Genomic DNA, 23,775 nt, shown 5'->3' with positions numbered 1-23,775 from the left:
AATCGTACCCTTGATGTAAAGAGGGAACATTCAGCACTTGTTCCGCGTTAATTCCGCTCTTGATCAGTCATATAGATATCAAAGGAGCGGCGGTTTTCGATCCGCCTATTGGGAATGGCAAAAGTTACCGCGGAACAGAAATTTGTTACCAAGATCGTTATAGTGGTGACGATGGGGGCGCTGGCCTTCGGATATGATACCGGTGTCATATCGGGTGCGCTTCCCTTCATGATTCGGCCCCCATCACAGGGCGGGCTTGGCCTGACACCGTTGACGGAAGGCCTGGTCACCTCCTCGCTCGTGCTGGCGGCGGCGGTGGGCTCGCTGGTCTGCGGCCATTTTACCGACCGGTATGGCCGGCGGGACAGTCTGATCGTACTGTCGTTGGTCTTTCTTGCCGGTGCGGTCGGGACGGCCATGGCCCCTTCGGTTCCGGCCATGGTGGCCATGCGCGCGGTGCTGGGTTTTGCCGTGGGCGGGGCGTCGGCGCTGGTGCCGATGTTCATTTCCGAGATGGCGCCTGCCGGGCGCCGGGCGACGCTTGTCAGCCAGAACGAGATGATGATCGTGACCGGCCAGTTGATCGCTTATGTGCTCAATGCCGTGCTGGCGGCGGTGTCGGATTCTCCGGCGATCTGGCGGGTCATGTTGCTGATCGCGGGCGTGCCCGCGCTTCTGCTGGGGAGCGGGCTGTTTTTCGTTCCGCGTTCTCCGCGCTGGCTGGCCAGCAAGGGGCGGCATGAAGAAGCTCGGCAGGTTCTGGATCTTATCCGATCGAGCGACAAGCAGGCCCGGAAGGAGATGGCGCAGATCATCGAGAACAGTGACGAGGAGGAAAACCAGAAGGGGTGGGGTGATGTGTTCCGGGAACGATGGATGCGCCGCCTTCTGGTTATCGGAATCGGGCTGGGATTTGCCGCGCAGTTTACGGGCGTGAACGCCTTTATGTATTTCACGCCCATCATCCTGCGCCAGACGGGCATGCAGACCGAGGCGGCACTGACGGCGATGATCGGGAACGGGCTTGTGGCGGTGGCGGCGACGTTTGTCGGCATATGGATGATGAATCGCTATGCGCGGCGGACGATGTTCATGGGGGGACTGGGGGCGGTTGTCCTGGCGCATATGGCCCTGGGCACCGTGCTTCTGCTTTTCCCGGCTGCGTCGATGACCAAGAGCCTGCTTGCCCTGGCGTGCATCCTGCTGGCCCTGCTGTTCATCCAGATGATGGTTTCGCCGCTCTACTGGCTTCTGATGTCCGAACTGTTTCCGATGCGGGTGCGGGGGGCGCTGACGGGATTGTCGGTTGCCGCGCAGTGGATATTCAATGCGACGGCGTCCTTCATTTTTCCGATCATGCTGCACGCGATGGGGGCGGTTACATTCTTCGGGTTTGCGGCCATCAATGTCTGTTCGCTGCTGTTTGTCATGAAGTGCCTTCCGGAGACGAAAGGCATGACGCTTGAGACGCTGGAACGATATCTCGAAAAGACACTCGGTGCGGAGGTCGGGGGTAGGGAAAGTCTGCACCGAGTGTCTTGAGAGCTGTTCTCGCTATTTTTCGTTTCCGGCCGACAGGTGGGCATCGAGAAAATGCAGGGTCCACAGATAGGCGGTCAGCCAGTCCTGCGTGCGGAGGAAGGCGTGGCGTTCGCCGGGGAAGATGTGATCCTCGAACGGTACGTTGCGCGCTGTGAGCATGCGGGCCAGCAGGGTGGATTGTTCGAATTCGACGTTGTGGTCGTCATCTCCGTGGATCAGCAGGACGGGCGCGCGCCAGTGCGCGATGTCGGCGGCGGGGGAGGATCGCCATTCGGTGTCGCGCGCCTGCTGTTTTTCCTCGGGGGAGAGGCCCGGGTGGTCGGGCTCGGTCATGTCGTGCACGCCGTGGAAATCGGCGCCGGCGGCGAACAGGGCGCTGTCGCGGGCGAGGGCCAGGGCCGTCAGGTAGCCGCCCCAGCTTCCGCCCCAGATGCCGATCCGGGCCGGGACGACATCGGGGCGGGCGCGCAGATAGAGGCCGGCTGCGTGGACATCGCCATATTCGCTGGCGCCGGCGCGGCCGATGCCGGGCGCGTCGCGGAAGGCCAGGCCGTAGCCGGTACCGCTGCGATAATTCACCGACAGGACGACATAGCCCCGCGCCGCCAGAAGCTGGTTCATGATGTAGGCGTTGGAATAATAGCCCATGGCGTTGAAGGCGGGCAGCATCTGCCGTTCCGGGCCGCCATGGACGAAGATCAGCGCCGGATGCGGGCCTTGTGTCGCGGCCGGCGGCAGGAACAGTTGCCCGTGGATGTCGTATCCGTCCGCGCCGTGGATATGAACAATCTGGGGAGCCGCGAAGGTAAAGCCGTCCGGCACCGTGGGGGGGACGGGAAGCCGGCGGGCGCCGTTTTGCAGCACGACCGGATGGGCGGGCTGGGCGACGCCCGTGGCCATGACGGCGATTGCCGGGCCGGCCGTCGTCAGGTCCGTGACCTGCTCGTCCGCTGCGGTCAGCGGGGTGGCCGGCGTGCCGTCGAGCGGTTGCGACCAGGCGCGCCAATGGTCGAGGTCGCCGGCATTCGTCGTATAGAGCAGGTGCGTGCCGTCCGCCGACAGGCGATAGGCGGCGATTTCGGCGCCGTCCGGCGTCAGGCAGTGCGGGGTTGCCGGGCTGGCCGCGACCGGTAGCGCGCAGAGGCGGAGCCAGCCGCTGCCCTCCCACGGGAAGAGCAGCCGTCCGTCGCCGGTCCATGTCAGGCCCAGGCCTTCCGGTGCCCAGAAGCGGCTGCCCGCGCCTTCCGGTGCCGTCCAGAGCGTGCGTTCCGTGCCGGTGGCGATGTCATAGGTCTGGATCGACCAGAAACGGCCCTTCCCGCGTTCGGCCGTCAGCAGGGGTTCGCGCATGCGCACGAAGGCGATGGATCGTCCGTCCGGTGAGAAGGCCGGCAGTTGGTCGTGGGCCAGGGCGGCGGGGAGGAAGACGGGCGCGCCATCGCCGGGCCTGTCCTGCCATAATGCGATGAGGGCGTGCGATTCGCGGTCGATCTCGATGGCCAGGCGGGTGCCGTCGTGCGACCAGTGGAGGGCGGTGATCGCGCCCGGCGTGGTCAGGACCGCGCGGGCGATGCCGCCGGCCCGGCCGACCAGCAATGTGCCGCCATGGGCGAAGGCCAGTTGCCGGCCATCGGGCGAGAAGGTGGGCGCATGCCCCTCCCCTGCCGTGACGATCCGCCCGTCGGGGAGGACGGTGCGCACCATCTGCTTGCCCGGCACCGGTGCGTTGCCGGCATTTGGCGGCGCGTCATCGGGATATTCGGGATCGCCTCCCTCGACGAAGGCCAGCATCCGGCCGTCGGGGCTGAGGGTGAGGCCCCAGAGGTCGGTTCCGTCGTCTTTCGTGTAGGCCGTGACGCGGTGCGGCGGGGCGCCGCCATCCGAGACCAGGATATTGCGGATGCCGTTCCGGCGTTCGACCCACGCCAGGCGGGGCGCCTTGGCGGCGCCGGCCAGGCCGTTGGCGTAAGGCATGGCCAGCAGGGCGGCCAGAGGGGTGGCGTCTTCGGTCGGGGCGGCGTGCGCGGGGAGAATGGTGGCGGCGAGCAGGGCCGACGCGGCGAGGAGGGAGGATCGGATGGTCATGTTGCTTACTTCCCGGCGTCGGCGAGGGCGGTGAACACTTCTTCCTCGACATGGGTGAAGGAGGAGTAGGCGCCTGGACGCTCCTGCCCGTCATCGGGGAAGCCGTCTGCCGCGAACAGGAAGCCGTCGCCGGTTGCCGGGTCGTACCAGAATCCCGATTTCAGTCCGTATGCGTCGCCCAGATGGCCTGCCAGGTCGCCGGAATATCCCTTGTAGGGGCGGGTTTCGCGTCCGGAAGAATCCCGCTGGCCGGTCAGCCTGGCCATGCTGAGCCCGTAGCTGGCGATCGGGTACGGGCAGGCGCCGTTATGGCCGTCATAATGCCAGGTGGGGGCCAGCATCAGGTCGATGCTGTGGGGGGAGAGCAGGCGCGTGCCATCCAGCGTGCCGTGGCCGAGCATGAAGCGCGCGAGGCGGGTCAGCCCGCGCATGGAGATGCGCAGGCCCCCCTGGGGTGAAAACAGGGTGCCGTTGGTTCCGGGTGTGTAGGCGGCCAATGCCGCCGGGTCCCGGCTTTTGACCGGTAGCGTGTCTGTCTCCGCCTCCCAGCCCGTGGGCAGGTGATGGTAGAGCGTGGCCAGGCGTTCCGGGTGGGCCAGGGTGGCCGGGTTGTAGCCGCCGTCGATTCCCAGCGGGGCCAGCACATGCGCCTGCTGGAAACGGTCGAACCGTTCGCCGCTGGCGCGCTCCATCATCGTGCCGATCAGGCCGTAGCAGAGATTGCAGTAATCGAACCATGTGCCCGGTGGGTGGCCGTCGCCATGTGCGAAATGATAGGTGGGATCGCCGGGTTTGCGGGCCGGGTCGAAGAATTCCGCGATCCGGTGGCCTGCGGGGAGCGTGTAGCCGTCGGCGTCGCGGATGCTGGATGTATGGTTGAGCAGCATCCGCACCGTGATCGGCACGTTCGGGAAATCGGGATTGCGCAGCCGGAAGCCGAGATAGTCTGATGCATCGTGATCGAGATCGATCCTGCCCTGTTCGACCAGTTCCATGAGTCCGATGGTGGTGACGATCTTGGAGATCGAGGCGATGCGGAAGAGTGTGTCCGGACCGACGGGTTCCGTGCCGCTCTGCGTGCGGCGGGCGAAGCCGCCATAATAGCTGTAGGCGACCTGACCGTGGCGCAGGCGGACGGCGGCGATCGCGGCCAGCGGCCGGGCTTCGCCTTCTGCCAGCACGCGGTTCAGTGCCTGGTCGGTGGTCGTCTGTGCCTGTGCCGTTGAAGGCAGGATGGCCAGTGCCGCGAGGGCGAGGCCGTGGGCGCGCCAGTTTCTCATGGACGGGTTCCCGGTTGGAGGGTCTGTCGCCGGACGGCGGCGGCGTTGACGCCGTGTGTGCTGAAGGGCAGCTTCTGCATTGCGCCCCGCAGCCAGACGGGCAGGAAGTCGGCGTAATGCGGTGAATGCGGGTCGGCCGACTGGCCGGGGAAATTGAGGAACAGCGATTTGTCCCAGTCCCCGACATCGCAGACCATCAGATAGCTCGCGCCGCCCGTTGCAGCGTAGGCGTGGTCGCCGCCCGTCTGCGGGCTGTACCAGCGGGCCATGACCGTGTAGGGGTCGCCGCCGCTTTCCGCCTCCGTGCCGCCGATGGTGGGGAAGGCCACCGCGATCGCCGGGACGGTGGCCAGCGGGTGGCGCAGCGTGATGGTGTGCAACGCGCCCCATCGCCAGGCGGCCGGCAGGGGGCCGAGCCGTTCGCGCAGTTCGGTGACCGCCGCGCTGAAACAGTCGGCCAGCATCTTGTCCCGTGCCTGTGCCGGGTTCGGTCCGAAGCGGGAATCGGGTGACTGGAACAGGGAGAGTTGCACCGTGGCGCCGACCGGGCCGGGCAGCAGGTCGTGCAGGGATGGCGGGATGATCAGGGCGTGCAGTGCGCGTTCCAGCCGGGTCCACCAGATTTCATACAGGGCCGCCGCCGCGCTGTCGGCCTCGACGTGGCCGTTCCATGCCCGCAATAGTGCGGCTTCGGCGGCCAGTGTGGGCGGGAGTTCGGGCAGCAGGCGCACCATCTGCAAGGCCAGTATGGACAGCGTGTCGTGTTGCAGTGCCACGCTGTCCGCCAGGGTTGCGCGGGGCGTGGCGTCCAGCATCTGGGCGACGCGCTCGTGGCGGAAGCGGTCGCGCCATTCAAAGCTGACGCGCCGGTCTTCCGCCGGGTAGTCCGGCGGCAGGTTCATCTCGTTCGAGGTGCCGAACCAGCCGCGCGCGGGATTGAAGCTGCTGGGCAGGGCTTCCAGCGGTTGCAGGCCCTGCCAGTCATAGCGCCCGTCGCCCGGTGCGGGCATCAGCCCGTCATGGCCGTTTGCGCGACGGGGGAGGCCGCCGGCGGCCTGCCAGCCGATATTGCCGCTGGTATCGGCATAGGTGAAGTTGGTCGGGCTGGTATGGACCCGCAGGGCCTCGCGGAAACTCGGCCAGTCATGGGCGAGGTTGATGCCGATATTGGCCAGCAGGCCGTTCGCGCCGGGGGCCAGCCAGGTGGCCGAGACCGCCGTCGCGCGGTGATGTGCCGCATCCTGTGCCACCACCGGCCCCTGCACGGAATAGAGCAGGCTCACCACCCGATCGGGCTCGCCGCGCACCGCGATCCGCGTTTCGACCTGTTCCATCCGCTTCCAGCCGCCCTGGTGGGCATAGCGCAGCGGGTCGTGCGGGTCGGTGTTCAGGATGAACAGATCTTCCTGGTCGATATGGAAGTTGGTGCGTCCGAATGCGATTTTTGCGTTATGGCCCTGCATGATGCCGGGCATGCCCGCCGAGCCGCCGCCGATTACGTCCAGCCCCGGCGCCGTCAGATGCACGACATGGCGTGGGCCGGGGGCGCCGAAATTGAGATGCGGATCGTTGGCCAGGATCGGCCGGCCGGTCGCGGTGCGGGTGGGGGCGATGATCCAGGCATTGCTGCCTTCGTTCCGCCGCCTTGTGTCGTCGCTGGCCGCCGCGTGCAGGTCATGCAGTGGCAAGGGCGCCTGTAGCACCTCGAACAGTCCGAGATCGGCCTCGGTGATCGTGCCGACATCCAGCCCGTCCGGCACGCGCAGCGCGTGGGCGGGTTCCAGCGGAGTCATGATCGTGTCGTAGGCCAGGGCGCCCCGTGCCGCCAGCCGGGCCCGGCGGATTTCGACGCGCGTGTTGCCTGTGATCTCGGCGCGTATGCGGATCAGGTCCAGCACATCCCATTCCAGCGGCGCGCAGGCGAAGATTGCGAATTCCGCCGGAAGTTGCGCCGCGTCTGCCGTCACTTCGGCGATCCGCGCGTTGATCCCGGCGACATAGGCGCGTGCGCATGCCTGTACCATCGGTGGGAAGGCGGCGAGTTCCCGTTCCGCGTCGCCCCGGAACAGGACCAGCCGGTTGGCGGTGTCGGAGGGGACGAAGGCCGCGCCGAAGAGTTCGGCCAGTCGGCCCAGCGACCGGCGGTGGCCGAAATCCAGTTCCCACAGCCGGTCTCGTGCCACCAGATAGCCGTCGGCGAAGAAGGCGTCGGGGATGCTGCGTGCCCGTACATGGGGAATGCCCCAGCGATCTTCCAGAATCTCGACCGGTTGGCTGAGCCCGGCAAGGCCGTGGAGGGATGGGGCGGCCCTGGTGGCGCGCATCGGAATGGACAGAGTTGCGGCGACGCCGCCAAGAAGAACCGCGCGACGGGTCGTCTGCATCGAAACCTGTTCCTTTCTTAACCGATGGTTCCGGCCACGATCTCTTTCAGCCGGAGTGCCGAGCCGACCGACAGCGTGAAGCCAAGGGCACCATGCCCGACATTAAGCAGAAGATTGTCATAGCGGGTCCGGCCGATGATCGGAACGCCGGTCGGTGTGGCGGGGCGCAGGCCGGCCCAGGGCGCGTCCTCGCCCTGCCCCAGTGTCCCCGGCAATGTTGCGGCGACCAGCGTGCGCAGGTCCGCCAGCCGCCTGGGGTCGGGCGTGGTATCTTCGGAGCCGATATCGACCATTGCCGCCACCCGCAGCCGGTCGCCCAGCCCGGCATAGACCACGCGGTTGTCGTAATCCGTCACGCTGACCGAGGGCACGATGCCGGGCTGGGGCCGCGTGGTCAGGCTGTAGCCTTTGAGGCCGTAGAGTGGCAGGTCGAGCCCCAGTGGCCGCGCCAGCGCACGGGAGGCGATGCCTGCCGCGAGGATGACGAGATCGGTCTCGAACGGTTGGCCATCGACGCTGACGGTGCATCGTCTGCCCCTGCCTGGGGCGAGCGCGGCCGTACCCCGCACGAGACGAAAGCCCGGCGCCGCCGTCAGTGCCTTGTGCAGTGCCGCGCAGAACAGGAAACAATCCCCGACTTCGTCCTCGGGTGAGAAGATTCCGCCTGCGAGCCGGGGCTGCAATCCCGCGAACGCGGGTTCGACCGCCGCGCATTCGGAAGGGGACAGCGCGCGCTGCCGGTCCGGATCGGAGATGGAGCGTGCCGCCTTGCGGAATGTCGAAGCATTCCGATACAGCACGAGTTTTCCTGGACGGCGCCACAGAAAATCGTCCAGGCCGGCATTGCGCCATATCTGGAGTTCCGTCTGCCCGCTCACGGCAAGATCGAGCAGCGTCGCGGCATTTTCGCGATTTGTCCGCCGGTTGCAGGCCAGCAGAAAGGCGAGCAGCCAGCGCCACTGGCGCGGATCGGCCCGCAGCCGTAATGCGATCGGCGAATGCGGGCGGAACAGCCAGCCCAGAGCGTCGCGCGCCACGCCGGCATCGGCCAGCGGGCTGACATAGCGGTAGCTGAGCTGGCCGCCATTCGCGAAGCTGGCTTCCTGCCCGACAGCCTCGTCTCGCTCGATCAGCGTGACGTCGTGGCCCGCCCGAACAAGGGTATAGGCGGCGGTGAGGCCGATGACGCCGCCGCCGATGATGGTGATGGTCCGTCTGCCGGCCATAAAATTTCCGAATATCCATAGGCTGGCCGCATTTCTGCGCCGTCATGATGGGCAAAGCCTAGAAGTCCGGGGGCGTTTCAGCCAATGCAAAGAGACCGTCCTCTCATAACCTGCGGTTAACTGGGAACGAACGGACGGGGGCGATTGTCTCTGTTCTTTTTTGCAAAAAAAGAACCAAAAAACTCTGATTCGGTCGGGAGCCTTGTGCTGGAGGCATGCGATGGCCCTGAGCGGATTAAAGTCTTTTTGCTTCTTTTTCTTCAGAAAAAGAAGAACTGACTTTCCTGGGATGCAGATCCTGCGCATCGAAGCTGAAATCGGACCCGATCACGCGCAGGCTCATTCCGACCACCTGGCCGGAGACATCGCGTTCGAACTGCACATAGGAATCGTCGCTGCTGTCCTGCCCGCGATCGTCCCACCGGACGACGAACAGGTCGTGCGGCAGGGCGGACAGTGTTCCGGTCAGGCCGTCGGCATGGCTGAATGCCATCCGCAGGTCCTTTCCCCGCCTGCTGACGGTGATCGGGCCGCGCCAATCGTCGCGATAGGTGCCGACATAATCCTGCTGGGTGCTTTCGGAGAGCGTGATGAAGGGCCGCGCTGGCGAGCCCGGGCCGGTGGTGGTGGCGGCTTTCGCCTCCGCCGCGTGCGCGGCGTTCTCCGCATCCTGCCAGTGCGCGACCCAGTCGGCGCTGGTGCCGGTGGCGACGTAGGCGCTCAGCGTCGTCGCGATGGCGTAGGTCGCGTTGTGGTCGTCATGGTTGGTCAGGATGACGATGCCGGTCCGGCTTTCCGGCAGGAAGGTCATGTAGCTGACCATGCCGTCGATGGTGCCGGTGTGCCAGACGCGCTTCTGGCCGAAGAAATCCTCCATGAACCAGCCATAGCCATAGGCACGGAAATGGGTTTTCGTTGCGTCCGCCGTGTCGGGCAGCGGCAGCAGCGCATGCGGTGCCCACAGCGTGTCGCGGCTGGCCTGGCTGAAGATCTGCCGGCCGTCGGGCGTGCGGCCGCCGTTGAGATAGGTCTGGGCCCAGCGGGCCATGCCGTCGGCGCTGCACCAGATGCCGCCGGCGGGGGCCACGCCGGGCAACTGGAGCGCGGCCTTGTCGGGCAGGATGCCGGTTTCGCCTTCACCGGTCGCCACGTTCGTCTGGCCCTTGACCGGTGGCGTGCTCTGGCAGGCGGGCAGGCCCGCCGCGTCGATCAGCCGCTTCTGGACAATTTCTTCCCAGCTTTGCCCCGTCAGCCGCTCGACCAGTGCGCCGGCCACGACATAGAGAAGATTGTTGTAGGCGAACTGGGTGCGGAATGGCGCGGTGAAGGGCATGAACGGCAGGCCGGCGAGGATTTCCGGCCGCGTGAGCGTGCTGTGCGAGAACAGCATCAGGTCTCCGGCGCCCAGCCCCATCCCGCTATGGTGGGTCAGCAGGTCCGACACGCGGAAATCCCGCGTGATCGACGGATCGGCAACGCGAAATTCCGGCATGTGGTCGATGACGCGGTCGTTCCAGTCCAGCTTGCCCTGGTCGACCAGTTGCGCCAGCGCCGTGGTGGTGAATTCCTTGGTGTTCGACCCGATGGCGAACAGCGTGCGCGCGTCGACCGGCGCGCTTGTCTTGTCTTCCGCGCGTCGTCCGTAGCCGTGGCGGAATACGATTTCTCCGTCATGCACCACGGCCACAGCGATGCCCGGCACGTTGAACGCCTGCCGGGCGCGTTCCACCGTCGTGCCGATTTTCTGCTCCGTCAGCCCCGGCGGCAGGGATGCGGCGTGGGTGGCGCTCGGCGCGGACAGAAGAGCGACGGCCGAGACGGCCATCATGCAGGAATGTCGGATACGCTGGAGCATGGACGGTCCTGAGTGGAAAGGGATCTATTAAGAGCACGAAACGTTCCGCCTGTCCCGTTGTGCAGATGCACGTCTCCCTTAACCTGATGTTAAAGCCCTGCTGGGTGTCATTCGGCCAGCGCGGCCAGGTCGATTGCCAGCTCGCTTCGCAACAGGGCAAGGATGCTCTGTGAAATATGCGACAGCGCATGGTCGGCGCGGAACAGGACGGTGCAGGTCACGCTCAGGGGTGGGGAAAGGGGGCGCGGCCGGGGCAGGCCCGGATGATGCAGGGCGGTTAGGGCATCCACGATGGCGCAGCCCCCGCCGAGGCGCACGAGCTCGGCCGCCATGAAATGGGTGCGCACCCGCACCGGTGCCGTGGCCGGAAGCCCGGCTTCGTCCAGCGCCATGTCGAGCAGGCGGGCCGTGGGGTCGTTCTCGCTCAGCCCGATATAGCGGGCCGGATTGATTTCGGCGACATTGACGGGGCCTTCCCCGCGCTCGGTGTCGATCATCAGCAGGGGAATATCGGCGATATGCAGGGCGGTCAGCCCGTCGCGCGTGTAATCGCCGAACACGATCCCGAGGTCGAGATCATGATTCAGGATGCGCGACACGATTTCGGTGCCGTGCAGCGCGTCGATCGTCAGTTCCATGCCGGGATGGGCGGTGCGATAACGCTGGACCACGCGCGGTACCAGGCTCAGCCCCAGGCTCGGCACGCAGCCGATGCTGATCGAATGCCCGTCACGCGCGTAGCGCAGATTGTCGGTCAGGCGTTTGAGGTCAGACAGTTTTTCGAAAATGACGTTGACGTGCGGCAGCATGATGCGCGCCTCGCGCGTCGGTACCAGCCGGCCGCCCGCGCGCTCGAACAGCGCGAAGCCTAATGATTGCTCGGCGTAGCGCAGCACCTTGCTCGCCGCCGGCTGCGAGACATGCAGCAGCTCGGCGGCGCGCCGTAGCGAGCCCGTCGTCATGATCGCGTAGAAGACTTCGATCTGGCGCAGGCGCATCGGGGGTCCTTGGCTTGGCGGGATGGTTTCTGTTCTTTTTTGAAAAAAAGAACCAAAAAACTTTTGATTCGTTCAGGAGTTTTGTGCTTGGGGCATGCGATGTCCCTGAACGGATAAAAGTCTTTTTGCTTCTTTTTCTTCAGAAAAAGAAGAGAACAGTGCCGCATGTTTCATGACGGGCAGGCCGAATTCTTCCGCGCCCCTACGCGCACGGTCTTGCCCTGCGGGAGATCGTTCGCCTCCAGCAGGAACGCGACGACGGCCCGTGTATCGTCCGGCGACAGCGTGCCGGGTGCCATCAGCGGCATGGCCCGATGGACATAGGCTTCCAGTTCCGAAACCGGCGCGCCCGCCCAGTTGGCGACAAAGCGGCCCGTCAGCGCGGGCGTTTCGAAATTGCCTTCCAGCCGTGTGCCGTGGCACATCGCGCAGGCCGTGCGGTAGAGATCGGCGCCATGAGTGAGTTCGGCGCACGCTGCTGCGGCGGCAGGGGGGCGCGCCGTGGCCATGCCGAGCGCGAGGGCGGCCACGCAGGTTGCCATTGTGCTTTTTGTTCGCATCGTCATGTCACCCGCCCACCATCGGCATTCGCGCGAACAGGTCGGCGAAGACGCCGATGGCGCGCGCGGCCTCCGCCGGGTCGGGGTGCTCGAAGGAATTGCCCACGCCCGTCATCTCGCCCAGCCCGTCCAGGTCCACGGCCTGGATCATCACGCCGTCGGTCTTCGACAGCAGCGCGGCGCCCCGGTAGTCGAGGCCGTAGGGGGATTCGGGGCGGGGTGGCAGCCAGGCCGTCTGGCCCCGGACGGGGACCAGGCTGTCATCACGCCACCAGTCGCGCGCGGCATAGCCGGGGCAGTTGATGATCACCTTCTCCGGCAGGGAGGTCAGGTCCTGGGGGGTGTGGAACGCGCGGATGACGATGCGGCCGCCCGCCTGGTGGAATTCCGACAGCAGCAGGTGGCCGTAGGCGCCGAAATTATAGATCATGAGCGAATGCCGCCGTGCATGCGGCGCGGCGAAGGGATTTTCCGCTGCTGGAATATCCTCGACCGCCGGGATGATGTCGCGAATCCGGCTTTCGTAGGTTGCGAAATCCTCGGTGGCGCGGGGCATCCGTCCCGGTGTGCCGGCGGGTGCTGGTTTCGGCGGCCCGTCGTCGAAGGGCTTGTCGGACAGGATGTAGTTGTCTTCGAACAGGATCGGCGCGCCGGGCAGGCCGAGATAGGTGCGGTAGGTCGCCCATGAGAACCGCGCCATCTGCTCCCACTGCTCGGCGAAGGCGGGGCCGGCGGTCTGGGTCAGGGCGATGCGGGAATCCGGCGTCCAGCTTCCGTTCGCGCGGACCGAGCGGGTGTGTGGCAGCAGGTCGCGGGTATAGATCGTGACGTCGAAGCCCGCGCGCTGTGCCGTGAGCGCGGCCGTTAGCCCGACGATGCCGCAGCCGATGACCGCGACCTTGCGGTTCAGCGTCGCCGCCACCTTGCCGACCACCAGGTTGGCCGACCCCCAGGACAGGGACCAGCCGCTGCCGCCATGGCCGTAATTATGGAAGATCGTCTTGTCGCCGATCCGCTCGACATCCAGCCGGGGGCCGGCGGCGCGAAAGGGCCGGATACAGACCTTGATGTCGGTGATCTGGTCCACGCGCGGGTGCATCGGCACAAGGCGGGGCCGGTGCGGCGGCGCGATTGCATCCCCCGCCGAGGCGGCATGGGGCAGGAGCATGCGCTCCCCCGCCATCATTGCGGCCGCACCCAGTGCGGCGCCGCCTGCGAACACGCCTCGGCGCGAGAGAGTCCTGCCTGTATCCATAACCGCGCCGCGCCACCCCCGCTGCATGATCGACTGCTTCTTCCTTCGCCGATCGCGGCCCGCTTAGGAAGGCCAAACTTTTCCACAGGTGATAACCCAGGGCTAACGCATAGTAATCCCGGTGAATTGGTCTGATTAAGAAACGAAGAGTATAATGGTTTGAGAATGAGAGCCTGACATGCCACCGGGGAGATCGACCGTGCCGCCATCCGGAATGCGCCTTCTGACACGCGGCGCCGTTGCCTTGTGCGCGCTGGTTCTTCTCGCCGGGGCGGCCCGGATGGCTCGCGCGAACGACATGACGGATGCGGTCGCGCGGCTCACGGCCGGGCAACTGGGGGAATTCGCCGTCTATGCCGCGCCGTCGGGGCAGGCGCCGGATGTCTGCCTGCATTGTGACGAACCGATCAATGCCGCCAGTACCATCAAGCTGCTTGTCCTCGATGCCGCCTATGCCGCCTTCCGCGACGGCACGCTGAAGCCGAACGAGACGGTCGTGGTTCATAACCGCTTCCACTCGCTGGTCGGCACGGGCAGTTTCTCGCTGGAGCAGAAAGAGGATTCCTACGATCCGCTCTATGCCCAGGCCGGCAGGCCGGTCACGGTGATCGAATTGCTGCGCGTCATGATCCAGTACAGCAGCAACCTCGCCACCAACCTGATGGTCGAGCGGCTGGGTGTGATGCCGATCCGTGCCGTGGTGGCGCAGCAGGGGCTGGAGGGTATTACCTTCGGCCGCATGATCGAGGATTTCGATGCCGACGCCAAAGGCATCCGCAATCGGGTGACGGCGCGGGGGCTGGGCGGGTTCTTGCAGAAGCTCGACCACGGCGCGATCGTCGGCCCGGCCGAGAGCCGCGCGATGATCGGCATCATGCTGGGCCAGACCTTCAATGATCTTATCCCGCCCGGATTGCCTAGTGGCACGCTGGTGGCGCACAAGACCGGGTGGGTCAACGGCGTGCGCAACGATGCCGCGATCGTGTTTCTGCCGAACGGGGCGCATTACATCCTGGTGGAACTCAGCCGCGACCTGCCGGACGAAGCGGCGGGCATCAAGGTGCTGAATGCCATTTCCAAAACGGTCTTCACGGCCTATCGGCACCGTCTGGGTGGTCCGTGACCGGGCGCGGGGCCGGTGTCAGCCTGGCTGATTCACGGATGCGGCCTGTCCCCCGACCGAGTTGGTTGGCTGGTGATGCCGATGGAACTGGGCATGATGTGCACCTATCCGCTGATGGGCGGCTTACGGACCGGTTCGGTATCCGCAAACTGACGAACTGCGGCGCGCTGGCGGCATTTGCGGGGGCTCTGCTGCTTGTGTTTCCTGCCCAGCATGGGCCCGCTTTTTCACTTCTGGCCGGTGCGGCTGGCCGGGAGGTGGGCGGGATAGGTGTCGGATTGACGCGGCCCGCTTGGAATTGACGAAAATTATCCCGAATCTCTATGCTGGTACAATCGGCTTGAGATGTGCGGGTGGGACAAAATGCGCGGAACCGTTCTCGATTATGACCCCAGGAATGGAGAAGGATTGATCAGCGGGGACGATAATAATCGATATAAATTCAAGGGAACGAGCGTAAAATCAGATTTTTCTTCTCTGAGGAATGGCGCAAGAGTCGATTTCGATCAGAGCAATGGCGAGGCGCTCTCGATATTTGTTCTGCGTGACCAGCCAATGGGTGGTATCAATATAGATATCAATACGTCAGGAGAGAAGTCGAAGGTCGTTGCGGGCCTTCTGGCGATTTTCCTGGGCGGGTTTGGGATTCATAAATTTTATCTGGGATACAACAAGGCCGGTATCGTAATGCTGCTCATTACGATGTTCGGATTTCTGTTTTTTGGTATCCCTGGTGCGGTTATCTGGCTGATCGCCTTTATTGAGGGTATTATTTACATCTCGAAATCCGATCAGGATTTCTATGAGACTTATGTTGCCCATCAGAAAGAATGGTTCTGAACGAATGTGCTCGGGGCTTCGAAGCTGGAAAGAGAGATCGGATCGGGGTCTTTCTCAGCCCGGCGCGTTGCCGTAGCGGCGATAGACCAGCGGCGGCGGCGTCTCCGGCAGGTCGGCGAGGATCTTGCTGATCCGGGTGTGGTCGGGCGAGCGGGTGCAGACCGGGTCGGTGGCCGCCGCGTCGCCCAGCAGGGCCAGGGCCTGGCAGCGGCAGCCGCCCCAGTCCTGCTCGCGCAGGTCGCAGCCGCGGCAGGGTTCGGGCATCCAGTCCGTGCCGCGAAACAGGCGGAATAGCGGGGCGTCGGCCCAGATGGCCGCCAGGCTGGCGGTGCGGATGTCGGGGATGGGCACGCTCTTGATCGTCTCGGCGGCGTGGCAGGGCAGGACGTGGCCGGTGGGTGAGATATTGACGAAGCGCCGCCCCCAGCCGCCCATGCAGGGCTTGGGCTGGTCGGCGTAGTAATCGGGGGTGACGTAGTCGATCGCCAGCTTTCCGGCGAGCCGGGCGCGGGCGTCTTCCACCGCGCGGGTCGCTTCTTCGAGCTGGGCGCGGCTGGGCATGAGGGCGGCGCGGTTGACCAGCCCCCAGCCGTAATATTGGGTGTGCGCGATCTCGGCGCGGCGGGCGCCCAGTTCCACCGCCAGATCGAGCATGCGGCCGATGCGGCCGACATTGCCGCGATGGATGACGAAATTCGTCGTCAGCGGCATGCCTTCGGCCACGATCAGGCGTGCGGCCGCCAGCTTCTTTTCCTGCGCGCCGGGCATGCCGCCCATGGTCTCGGCCGGTACGGTGTCGACGTCCTGGAACGAGAGCTGCACATGGTCCAGCCCGGCCTCGGCCAGTTGGGCCAGGGTGGCTTCGGTGAGCAGCACGCCGGAGGTGATCAGGTTGCTGTACAGTCCTAGCGATGCCGCCCTGCGCACCAGTTCGGGCAGGTCGCGCCGGGCCATGGGCTCGCCGCCGGAGAAATGGACCTGCAACACGCCCAGTTCCGCCGCCTGTTCCAGCACGCGGAGCCAGTCGTCGGTCGTAAGCTCGCCCTCCCGCCCGTCCAGCGCCAGCGGGTTGGAACAGTACGGGCATTGCAGCGGGCAGCGATGCGTCAGCTCGGCCAGCAGGCTCATCGGTGGCGGGACGGGCGGGTTGCTCATGCCGTCAGCACCTGCCGCTGGGCGAGGCTGGCGATCATCTCCAGCACGTCATGGGCGATGACGGGGCGGGGGGCGGCGAAGCGTTCGGCCAGGATGTCGATGATGGCGGAGACGGGGCGCGTGCCGTCCACCAGTTGCAGGATCTCGGCGGCGATCGGGTCGGCGATGAAGGCGCGTTCGGGCGCCTGGATCACCCACTGGTCGCGCACCCGGTCATGTTGCAGGCGGGTGCCGCGCAGGAAGCGGACGATTGTTTCTTCGGCGACCGGTGGCGGGGTGGGGGCGGTGGTCATGCGGGGTCGGGCGTGAAGGCGCCGGGCGGGATGCGGCCGGGGACGACATAGGCGTAATCGAGCGCATCGAGCATCGACCACAGCACGGCGCATTTGAAGGTCAGTGCGTCCAGCACCGATTTCTGCTCGGCGGCGGTGCGGGCGTGTTCGCGCACATAGGCCAGGGCGAAGTCGGAATCGCGCGGGGCCTGGGTCAGCCGGGGCTGGAAATAGGCCAGCGTTTCGGGCGTGACGAAATCATAATGGCGCAGCATGCCGGCCACGCGCTCGCTGATGATGGTGGGCGAGAACAGTTCGGTCAGCGATGAGGCGATGGCCTCCAGGATGGAGCGGTCGCGCACGAATTCCACATACGCATCGACGGCGAAGCGGGTGGCGGGGAGCAGGCCGTCCAGCGACTCGACATAGGCGCGGTCCAGCCCGACGCCGTCGGTGAGCTTCAGCCAGCGGGCCACGCCGCCGGTGCCCGGCGCGTCGCCGTCATGATCGACCAGCCGCCGCCGCCATTCGCGGCGCAGGTCGGCCGTCGGCAGGCGGGCGAGCAGGGTCGCGTCCTTGGCGGGGATGCGGCACTGGTAATAATAGCGGTTCAGCGCCCACGCCTGCACCTGGCCCTTCGTCAGCCGCCCGTCATGCAGGGCCCGGTGGAACGGATGCAGATTGTGGTAGCGCTCGGCGCCGATGGCGCGCAGCGCGGCCTCCAGATCGTCAGGAGAGAGCGGGAGGTCCGTCATGCCGTTATCCTCATGCCGTCGAAGGCTACGTCCCATCCCGCCGCCCGCGCCGCCGCGCGCTCGGGGCTGTCGGCCAGCAGGACGGGGTTGGAATTATTGATGTGGATCAGGATCCTGTGCCCGATCTCCAGATCGGACAGCGCGCTGATCGTGCCGGCCGGGCCGCTGACCGACATATGGCCCATGCGCTGGCCGGTCTTCTGCCCGACCCCGGCGTGGAGCATCTCGTCGTCGGTCCAGAGCGTGCCGTCGAAGAACACGATGTCCGCCCCCCGCAGGCGGGCCCGCAGCGCGTCGGTCATGCGCGCGCAGCCGGGAATGAAGAAGACATGGCGTGTGCCGTCGGTGATCGCCAGCCCCACCGTCTCGCCATTTTCGACGATGGCGGCCGGGTCGGGGCCGGTTTCGGCATAGAGCGGCACCTTGCCCGGCACCGCGAAGGGCGTGATGGTCAGCCCGGCCGGCGTGCCGTCGGGCAGCGCCAGCGCGTAGGGCTCGTCCAGCGTCAGCGCCAGGCGTGGCACGATGGCGCGGTCCAGGGCCTCGAAGATGGGGTTGGCATCCAGCAGGTCCAGCACCGGGCGGGTGCCCAGCAGGGTGAAGGGCTGGCGTTCGCGCAGGGTCAGCAGGCCGGTCACGGTATCGACCTCGCCGCCGGTCAGGATCACTCCCGCGATGGGGGTGGAGCGCAGGCCTTCCTGCGGATGCAGTGAAGGTGTCTGCCCGATCTGCGTACGCAGGTCCGGAGAGGCATTGACGACGAACCAGTGCGCGCCGTCGCCGCTGATGGCGATCGAGGCCTGGGTTCGGGGCAGGGCGTCGGGGTCGCCCGATCGGGCGCGCCGGCATCCGGCGGCGTTGGAATTCCATTGCGGAAAGCCGCCGCCAGCGGCCGCGCCGAGAACGATGATGTCGATCATGGCGCAGATATCTAGAACAGAAACGCCGCCCGCACGAGGCTGGGCGGCGTCTCGTGCGGCTTATTTCTTCTGGCCGCAGACGTAGCTGTTGATTTCCGCGCCCAGCGGAACTTCGGTGATCTTCGGAGCAGTCCAGGCCATGTGATCCTCCATCATTCTGGTCATGAAGGCGGGGCTCCCGCTTTCAGGTTGGATGTGACCTCCGATGATCGCGGCTTTCAACCCTTGATCGTCGCCTTTTGCGGCCATCGCCGTTCAGAATTCTCACGTTTCTGTGACGAGGGGGCGATCGAGGACCTTATGCCCGCGCCGGGCGCGTGGCACCAATGCTGATGCGGGTTATGCCTTGCGTCGGCGCGGGTGGGGGACTACGCCCCATTCAACAGCGGTCGGGCGGGTCCTTGCCGCCGGTTGCCGTTGGCGAGGCTGGGGCGTGATGCTGGCTCCCGAGAGTGAAGAAGCGGATTCGTTCGAGACGCGCCAGCAGCAGCGGGCCATAGAGGTCGTGCGCCGCAGCCGCTTCAGCGCGCAGACCATCTGCCTGCTGATCCTGACGGTGCTGGCCGTTTTCTACACATTGTATTTCGCGGCGGCGATCATCCTGCCGATCGTGCTGGCGCTGGTGGCCAACCTGCTGCTGTCGGCGCCGATGCGCCTGCTGCATGCGCGCCTGCGGCTGCCCAAGACGCTGGCGGCGCTGTTGCTGATCCTGTGCCTGTTCGGCGTGGTGGGGGCGATCGGCACCGCGATTTCGGTGCCTGCCGCCGGCTGGATCAGCCGGGCGCCGCAGACCATGGCGGCCATCCAGGCCCATATGGCCGTGCTGCATGGGCCGCTGCGGATGATCCAGGCGGCCAACGAACGGATCGAGAGCCTGATGGCCGTGGTCAGCGGCCGGAGCGCGCAGGGGGGCGGACAGGTTACCCTGCTGGCGCCGTCCGCGCCGGCGGGCGATGGGGGGCTGGGCCTGTTCGGCTCCAGCGTGCTGCTGGGAACGCGGGCGTTCGTGGGCCAGCTCTTTACGATGATGCTGATGCTGTTCTTCCTGCTGGCGCAGGGAGACAGCCTGCTGCGGCGCTTCGTCGAGATCATGCCGACCTTTGCCGACAAGCGCCGCGCGGTGCAGATTGCCTATCAGATCGAACGCAACGTCTCGCTGTACCTGACGACGATCACGATCATCAACGTGCTGGTCGGGCTGGCGAACATGCTGCAATGCTGGGTGTTCGGCCTGCCCAACCCGCTCTTGTGGGGGGTGCTGGCCTTCCTGCTGAATTACATCCCCATTATCGGCCCGCTGACCGGGATCGTGATCTATTTTGTCATCAGCCTGTTCGTCTTCCCGTCGATGCTCCAGGCGCTGCTGCCGCCGATGGTCTATCTGTGCATCCATCTGATGGAAGGCGAGACGATTACCCCGATGGTGCTGGCCCGGCGCTTCACGCTCAATCCCGTGCTGGTGATGGGGTCGCTGATGTTCTGGGACTGGCTGTGGGGGGTCTGGGGGGCGTTTCTCTCGGTGCCGATGCTCGCGGTGTTCAAGATCATCTGCGACCATGTGGAGGTGCTGACGCCGATCGGCCACATCGTCGGCGGCCCGACGCGCGGCCCGAAGCTCCATGCGCCCGACGTTATTCCGGAGCCGGGCCATGAAGTGGAATAAAAGTTTCAAGAACCAGGCTGGCTGACCAGGGCTGATGCTGAGCGAGAGTGTCGCGCAGCGGCACGGCCGGCGTGTGTTTCCGAGCATCGGAGCGGAGCGGCCATATGGGCCGTGAGCACCGAAGCGCCGGAAACGCGCGTCGGATCGCCGGCAGCAGCCCTGGTCAGCCAGCCTCGCCGGCGGCCAGGGCTTCGAGGCGTTCCATCGCGGTGATGCGCACGGTGTGGCCCTTGCCGATGGCGACCAGCCGTTCGGTGCGCATCCAGCTGAGTGTGCGGCTGACCGTCTCGATCGTCAGGCCCAGATAATCGGCCATGTCCGACCGGGTCATGGGCAGCGGCACGTCCTCGGAGGGGTTCGGGGCCTCGCGCACGCGCCCCAGCAGGAAGCTGGCCACCCGTTCGCGCGCGGTCTTGCGGCCTAGCAGCAGCATCTGGTTCTGCGCCGCCACCAGTTCGTTCGACGCTTCCGCCAGCAGCCTGCGCTCCAGGCGGGGGAAATCGTCCATCAACTGCCGCATCCGCGCCCGCGAAAACCGGCACAGCCGCACCGTGTCCATCGCCTCGGCGCCGAAGGCATACTGGTCGGACACCGCCAGGCCGAGGAAATGGCCGGTGGTGGCGAAGCCCGTGATCTGCCGGCGCCCGTCGGGCAGGGCCTTGAACAGCTTCACGTTGCCCGAGGTGATATTGTAGAAATCGGTCGCCGGAGCACCTTCCTCGATGAAGCTGCGGCCCGGCAGGACCAGCGTCTCGACCGCCGTTTCGGCCAGCCGGGCGATGTCGTCATCGTCGATGACGCTGCACACGCTCTGGGCCCGGATGCCGCAGCTCAGGCAATAGCCGGGCTGGCGGTGGGCGCCGGCCAGGATCAGGCGGCGCGGACGGGCATCGCGCTGGCAGGTGGTCTGGTCAGACATATCGTCCGGGTTCCTCCCGGTTCAGGCCCGCGGGACAGCGGGCCGGTCGTTTCGGCACGGACGGCCATCCGTCCGCTGGGGCCGGAACGCATAGCAGAATGCGGGCTGAATTGATCTGAATCAATGTCTTTTACTGCATCGGACCCAAGCGTGCGGGCATGGAAGGTTCCAGCCGCGCCCAACGATGAATTCCGACCCCTCTCTTGTCGTCGGCCTGCTGGGCCCCGAGGATGTCGCACTGGTCTATCCGCTGGTGCGCCTGGCCTACCCGGGAATGGCGCGCGGCGCGTGGATGCGGCTGGCGCGCCGTGCCCTGCGCACCGGCCCGCGCGGCCGGCAGGGCATTCTCGTCGCGCGCCACGCCCCCTCCTCCCCGCCGTGCGGATTGATATCCTTTCGGTGCGCGCCTGATATGCGCCACGGGCGGGTCCTGACGGCGGAGCATTTCGTTGCGCTGACATTCGGCGAGGTCTGGTCGGTGCTGGATGCCTTCCTGCCCGCTTTGGAAAATATGGCGTGCGAGGCCGGGTGCGGGAGTGCGCGCGTCATCCTGCCGGGGGACCAGCAGGCCCTGGTGGCGCGCATGGCCACCCGTGGGCGCAATGCGACACACCCGATGCCGATTCGTACACTGATCGAGATATCGCAGAATATGGCTTGATTTAAGTCAAGGCGATGACAGTCGGTGCGTGATCAATGCACATCACACGATGTTGTTCATCGCTTAAAGTTGAAAGGCGCACACGATGAAACTCACCCGTAGCCTCGTCGTCCCGGCTCTGGCCGGCCTGTTGGCGCTGGCGCCGGGCGCGGGACGCGCCCAGACGGCCACGCCGTCGGCTTATGTCAATGCGCCCGTCACGTCGGATTCCGTTCCGCCGCCGCCCTCGCGTCGCGGCCATTGCGGCCTGTTCGAGACCTGCGCCAGCACCAAGATCGGTCTGGGCAAGGGCGATTTCCTGATCCGCCTGTCCGCGCTGGGCGTGCTGCCCGAAGACCGGGACAGCAAGCTGTGGATCAACAACGCGGCGGTGCCGGGCCGGATCAAGACCACACGCCAGGTCATGCCCGAGCTGACGTTCGAATATTTCTTCACCGACAACCTGTCGGTGGACCTGATCGCCGCCAGCACGCGGCATGAGGTTGCCGCCGAGGGCGTCGGCGGGTCGGCCCATGTCGATGTCGGCAGCGCCTGGGTGCTGCCGCCCACCGTGACCTTCGCGTGGCATTTCCGGCCGCACAAGCGCTTCAACCCCTATGTGGGTGTCGGCGGCACGATGGCGTGGTTCCACAACGTCTCGCCGGCCGGTGGCCTGGTGCAGAAGCTCAATGTCGGCTTTACCGGCGGTCCGTCGGTCAATGCGGGCTTCGACTACCAGCTCGTGGGCAACTGGTTCTTCAACTTCGACGTCAAGCAGATGTTCATGCGGATGCATGCCTGGGCCAACGACCGTGGCACCAGCAGCCCCTTCATCAAGGCGCATGACTCGCTCGACCCGACCGTGGTTGGCGCTGGTATCGAATACCGGTTCTGATCCTGATGGACGCGCTGCCCCCTTCCGACATTCTGGTTCGGTATGGGGGCAACCTGCCGCGCTATACGAGTTATCCGACTGCGGCGCAGTTTGACGCCTCGGTCGGTGCCGCCGAAGCCGACGCGTGGCTTCGCGCGGTTCCGGCTGGCACGCCCGTCTCGCTTTACCTGCATGTTCCGTTCTGCGACGTGCTGTGCCTGTTCTGCGGGTGCAATAGCTCGGTCGTGCGCGATGCCGACCTGCGGGCGGCCTATGCCCGGCTCCTGATCGATGAACTGCACCGGGTGGCGGCGCGACTCGGCGCCGATCGGCCTGTCCGGCATGTGCAGTGGGGTGGCGGCACGCCGACGACCCTGCCGCCCGACAGCATGCGCGCGGTGATGGAGACGGTCCATCGCCTGTTCGCCGTGGAGGCGGACGCCGAAATCGCCATCGAACTCGACCCCCGTTTTCTGCCCGACGATTATCCGCCGCTGCTGGGCGCGCTGGGGTTCAACCGCGCCAGCCTGGGCGTGCAGGATCTCGACCCGGAGGTGCAGGCGGCCAGTGGCCGGGTGCAGAGCCTGCAACAGACCGAGGATTGCGTGCGCCGGGTGCGCGCGGCGGGAATCCGCTCGATCAATGTCGATCTGATCTATGGCCTGCCCTACCAGACCGTCGATGGCGCGGGCGATACGGCATTGACCGTCGCCGAAGTGCTGCGGCCGGAGCGGCTGGCGGTGTTCGGCTACGCGCATGTGCCGTGGAAGCAGAAGCGCCAGGCCCTGCTGCCCGAAGCCGCCCTGCCGCCACCCGCCGAGCGGCTGGCCCAGCGGGCGCGCATCGACGAGGCCTTGCGCCTTTCCGGCTATCGCGCCGTGGGGCTGGATCATTATGCCCAGCCCGACGATGCGCTCTGCCACGCGGCCGAGACCGGCACCCTGCGCCGCAATTTCCAGGGTTATACCGTCGATCCCGCGTCGGTGCTGGTTGGCATCGGGGCCTCGGCGATCTCGAATTTTCCCCAGGGCATGACGCAGAACGTGCCGGCAAATGCAGTCTACGCGCGCGCCATGGAGACGATGCCCGACAGTCTGCCCGCCGTGCGCGGCGTGTGCCGGACCGGGAACGACCGGCTGCGCGGCGAGGTGATCGAACGGCTGATGTGCGACCTGCGGGTCGACCCGGTTGCCGTTGGGGCCCGCCATGGGGTCCCGGCCTTCTGGTATGACGACGCATGGCCGGCCCTGCGACAGGCGGAAATGGACGGGCTGGTGGTGCTGGATGGGCCCGTGGTTCGCGTGACCGAGAAGGGCCGCCCGTTCCTGCGCAATATCGCTTCCGTGTTCGATGCGCATCATGCGCCGGCCGGCGTGAAGCGCCATGCCGGCGCGCTGTAATCCTGCCGTAGTGGATCCTGCCGTGGTGG

21 protein-coding genes are annotated in these 23,775 nt (G+C 66.2%); 7 read left to right on the top strand and 14 right to left on the bottom strand.

The features are described 5' to 3' along the window. The first annotated feature begins 108 nt into the window (after positions 1 to 108). Positions 109 to 1,542: a sugar porter family MFS transporter gene (locus tag ACMAUO_RS11205; RefSeq protein ID WP_420356957.1), complete on the top strand. Its 1,434-nt coding sequence runs from the start codon at positions 109 to 111 to the stop codon at positions 1,540 to 1,542. A gap of 12 nt (positions 1,543 to 1,554) precedes the next feature. On the opposite strand, the gene ACMAUO_RS11200 is transcribed toward ACMAUO_RS11205, so the two are convergent. The 8 genes from ACMAUO_RS11200 to ACMAUO_RS11165 all read right to left on the bottom strand — a co-directional run bounded on the left by ACMAUO_RS11200 (position 1,555) and on the right by ACMAUO_RS11165 (position 13,098). Next, on the bottom strand, positions 1,555 to 3,627 hold the full coding sequence (locus tag ACMAUO_RS11200; RefSeq protein WP_420356956.1) for a S9 family peptidase: 2,073 nt from the start codon (positions 3,625 to 3,627) through the stop codon (positions 1,555 to 1,557). Positions 3,628 to 3,632: 5 nt separating this feature from the next. Then, the gene (locus ACMAUO_RS11195; RefSeq protein ID WP_420356955.1) at positions 3,633 to 4,907 is read right to left on the bottom strand and encodes a serine hydrolase domain-containing protein; all 1,275 of its coding nucleotides are present in this window, start codon (positions 4,905 to 4,907) and stop codon (positions 3,633 to 3,635) included. Further along, positions 4,904 to 7,291 (bottom strand): penicillin acylase family protein, encoded by a 2,388-nt coding sequence (locus ACMAUO_RS11190; RefSeq protein WP_420356954.1) that lies wholly within the window; start codon positions 7,289 to 7,291, stop codon positions 4,904 to 4,906. Before ACMAUO_RS11190 ends, ACMAUO_RS11195 begins: the two co-directional genes overlap by 4 nt. 17 nt (positions 7,292 to 7,308) lie before the next feature. Further along, the gene (locus ACMAUO_RS11185; RefSeq protein ID WP_420356953.1) at positions 7,309 to 8,517 is read right to left on the bottom strand and encodes an FAD-dependent oxidoreductase; all 1,209 of its coding nucleotides are present in this window, start codon (positions 8,515 to 8,517) and stop codon (positions 7,309 to 7,311) included. 235 nt (positions 8,518 to 8,752) lie between these two features. Further along, positions 8,753 to 10,372, bottom strand: a complete 1,620-nt coding sequence (locus ACMAUO_RS11180) for a serine hydrolase (protein WP_420356952.1) — start codon at positions 10,370 to 10,372, stop codon at positions 8,753 to 8,755. 107 nt (positions 10,373 to 10,479) lie between these two features. Then, positions 10,480 to 11,370, bottom strand: coding sequence for a LysR family transcriptional regulator (locus ACMAUO_RS11175; protein WP_420356951.1), 891 nt, complete (start codon positions 11,368 to 11,370; stop codon positions 10,480 to 10,482). 170 nt (positions 11,371 to 11,540) lie between these two features. Continuing rightward, complete coding sequence (locus tag ACMAUO_RS11170) at positions 11,541 to 11,936, bottom strand: c-type cytochrome (RefSeq protein ID WP_420356950.1); 396 nt, start codon at positions 11,934 to 11,936, stop codon at positions 11,541 to 11,543. A gap of 1 nt (position 11,937) precedes the next feature. Further along, a complete protein-coding gene (locus tag ACMAUO_RS11165; protein WP_420356949.1) occupies positions 11,938 to 13,098 on the bottom strand; it encodes an FAD-dependent oxidoreductase in 1,161 nt (386 codons plus the stop codon). Positions 13,099 to 13,384: 286 nt separating this feature from the next. On the opposite strand from ACMAUO_RS11165, the gene ACMAUO_RS11160 reads away from it, so the two are divergent. Together ACMAUO_RS11160 and ACMAUO_RS11155 are read left to right on the top strand one after the other, a co-directional pair. Next, entirely contained in the window at positions 13,385 to 14,308 is a 924-nt protein-coding gene (locus ACMAUO_RS11160; RefSeq protein ID WP_420356948.1) for a serine hydrolase, read from the top strand. 363 nt (positions 14,309 to 14,671) lie between these two features. Beyond that, on the top strand, positions 14,672 to 15,148 hold the full coding sequence (locus ACMAUO_RS11155; protein WP_420356947.1) for a TM2 domain-containing protein: 477 nt from the start codon (positions 14,672 to 14,674) through the stop codon (positions 15,146 to 15,148). A 54-nt stretch (positions 15,149 to 15,202) separates the two neighbouring features. On the opposite strand, the gene pqqE is transcribed toward ACMAUO_RS11155, so the two are convergent. Genes pqqE through pqqA form a run of 5 tightly spaced genes read right to left on the bottom strand, consistent with a single transcriptional unit; the run spans position 15,203 to position 18,391 of the window. After that, the gene (pqqE, locus tag ACMAUO_RS11150; RefSeq protein ID WP_420356946.1) at positions 15,203 to 16,303 is read right to left on the bottom strand and encodes a pyrroloquinoline quinone biosynthesis protein PqqE; all 1,101 of its coding nucleotides are present in this window, start codon (positions 16,301 to 16,303) and stop codon (positions 15,203 to 15,205) included. Next, positions 16,300 to 16,596 (bottom strand): pyrroloquinoline quinone biosynthesis peptide chaperone PqqD, encoded by a 297-nt coding sequence (gene pqqD, locus ACMAUO_RS11145; RefSeq protein WP_420356945.1) that lies wholly within the window; start codon positions 16,594 to 16,596, stop codon positions 16,300 to 16,302. The genes pqqE and pqqD overlap by 4 nt, the downstream gene beginning before the upstream one ends. Continuing rightward, positions 16,593 to 17,330: a pyrroloquinoline-quinone synthase PqqC gene (pqqC, locus tag ACMAUO_RS11140; protein WP_420356944.1), complete on the bottom strand. Its 738-nt coding sequence runs from the start codon at positions 17,328 to 17,330 to the stop codon at positions 16,593 to 16,595. The genes pqqD and pqqC overlap by 4 nt, the downstream gene beginning before the upstream one ends. Continuing rightward, positions 17,327 to 18,250, bottom strand: a complete 924-nt coding sequence (pqqB, locus tag ACMAUO_RS11135) for a pyrroloquinoline quinone biosynthesis protein PqqB (RefSeq protein ID WP_420356943.1) — start codon at positions 18,248 to 18,250, stop codon at positions 17,327 to 17,329. The genes pqqC and pqqB overlap by 4 nt, the downstream gene beginning before the upstream one ends. Before the next feature lie 60 nt (positions 18,251 to 18,310). Beyond that, the gene (gene pqqA / locus ACMAUO_RS11130; protein WP_012224451.1) at positions 18,311 to 18,391 is read right to left on the bottom strand and encodes a pyrroloquinoline quinone precursor peptide PqqA; all 81 of its coding nucleotides are present in this window, start codon (positions 18,389 to 18,391) and stop codon (positions 18,311 to 18,313) included. A gap of 295 nt (positions 18,392 to 18,686) precedes the next feature. Between pqqA and ACMAUO_RS11125 the strand changes: the two genes are divergently transcribed. Then, entirely contained in the window at positions 18,687 to 19,913 is a 1,227-nt protein-coding gene (locus tag ACMAUO_RS11125) for an AI-2E family transporter (RefSeq protein ID WP_420356942.1), read from the top strand. A 163-nt stretch (positions 19,914 to 20,076) separates the two neighbouring features. On the opposite strand, the gene ACMAUO_RS11120 is transcribed toward ACMAUO_RS11125, so the two are convergent. Beyond that, positions 20,077 to 20,832 (bottom strand): Crp/Fnr family transcriptional regulator, encoded by a 756-nt coding sequence (locus ACMAUO_RS11120; protein ID WP_420356941.1) that lies wholly within the window; start codon positions 20,830 to 20,832, stop codon positions 20,077 to 20,079. A 184-nt stretch (positions 20,833 to 21,016) separates the two neighbouring features. Between ACMAUO_RS11120 and ACMAUO_RS11115 the strand changes: the two genes are divergently transcribed. The 3 genes from ACMAUO_RS11115 to hemN all read left to right on the top strand — a co-directional run bounded on the left by ACMAUO_RS11115 (position 21,017) and on the right by hemN (position 23,746). After that, a complete protein-coding gene (locus ACMAUO_RS11115; protein WP_420356940.1) occupies positions 21,017 to 21,493 on the top strand; it encodes a hypothetical protein in 477 nt (158 codons plus the stop codon). 85 nt (positions 21,494 to 21,578) lie between these two features. Next, positions 21,579 to 22,367 carry an OmpW/AlkL family protein gene (locus ACMAUO_RS11110; RefSeq protein WP_420356939.1) on the top strand — a complete coding sequence of 263 codons (789 nt, stop codon included), beginning with the start codon at positions 21,579 to 21,581 and terminating at the stop codon, positions 22,365 to 22,367. A gap of 5 nt (positions 22,368 to 22,372) precedes the next feature. Further along, a complete protein-coding gene (gene hemN / locus ACMAUO_RS11105; RefSeq protein ID WP_420356938.1) occupies positions 22,373 to 23,746 on the top strand; it encodes an oxygen-independent coproporphyrinogen III oxidase in 1,374 nt (457 codons plus the stop codon). The last annotated feature ends 29 nt before the right edge of the window (positions 23,747 to 23,775 follow it).

The organism is Gluconacetobacter brunescens (genome assembly GCF_048695475.1).
Classification (GTDB): domain Bacteria; phylum Pseudomonadota; class Alphaproteobacteria; order Acetobacterales; family Acetobacteraceae; genus Gluconacetobacter.
Note: the sequence above shows the minus strand (reverse complement) of the source record. Positions and strands in the feature narration are given on the sequence as shown.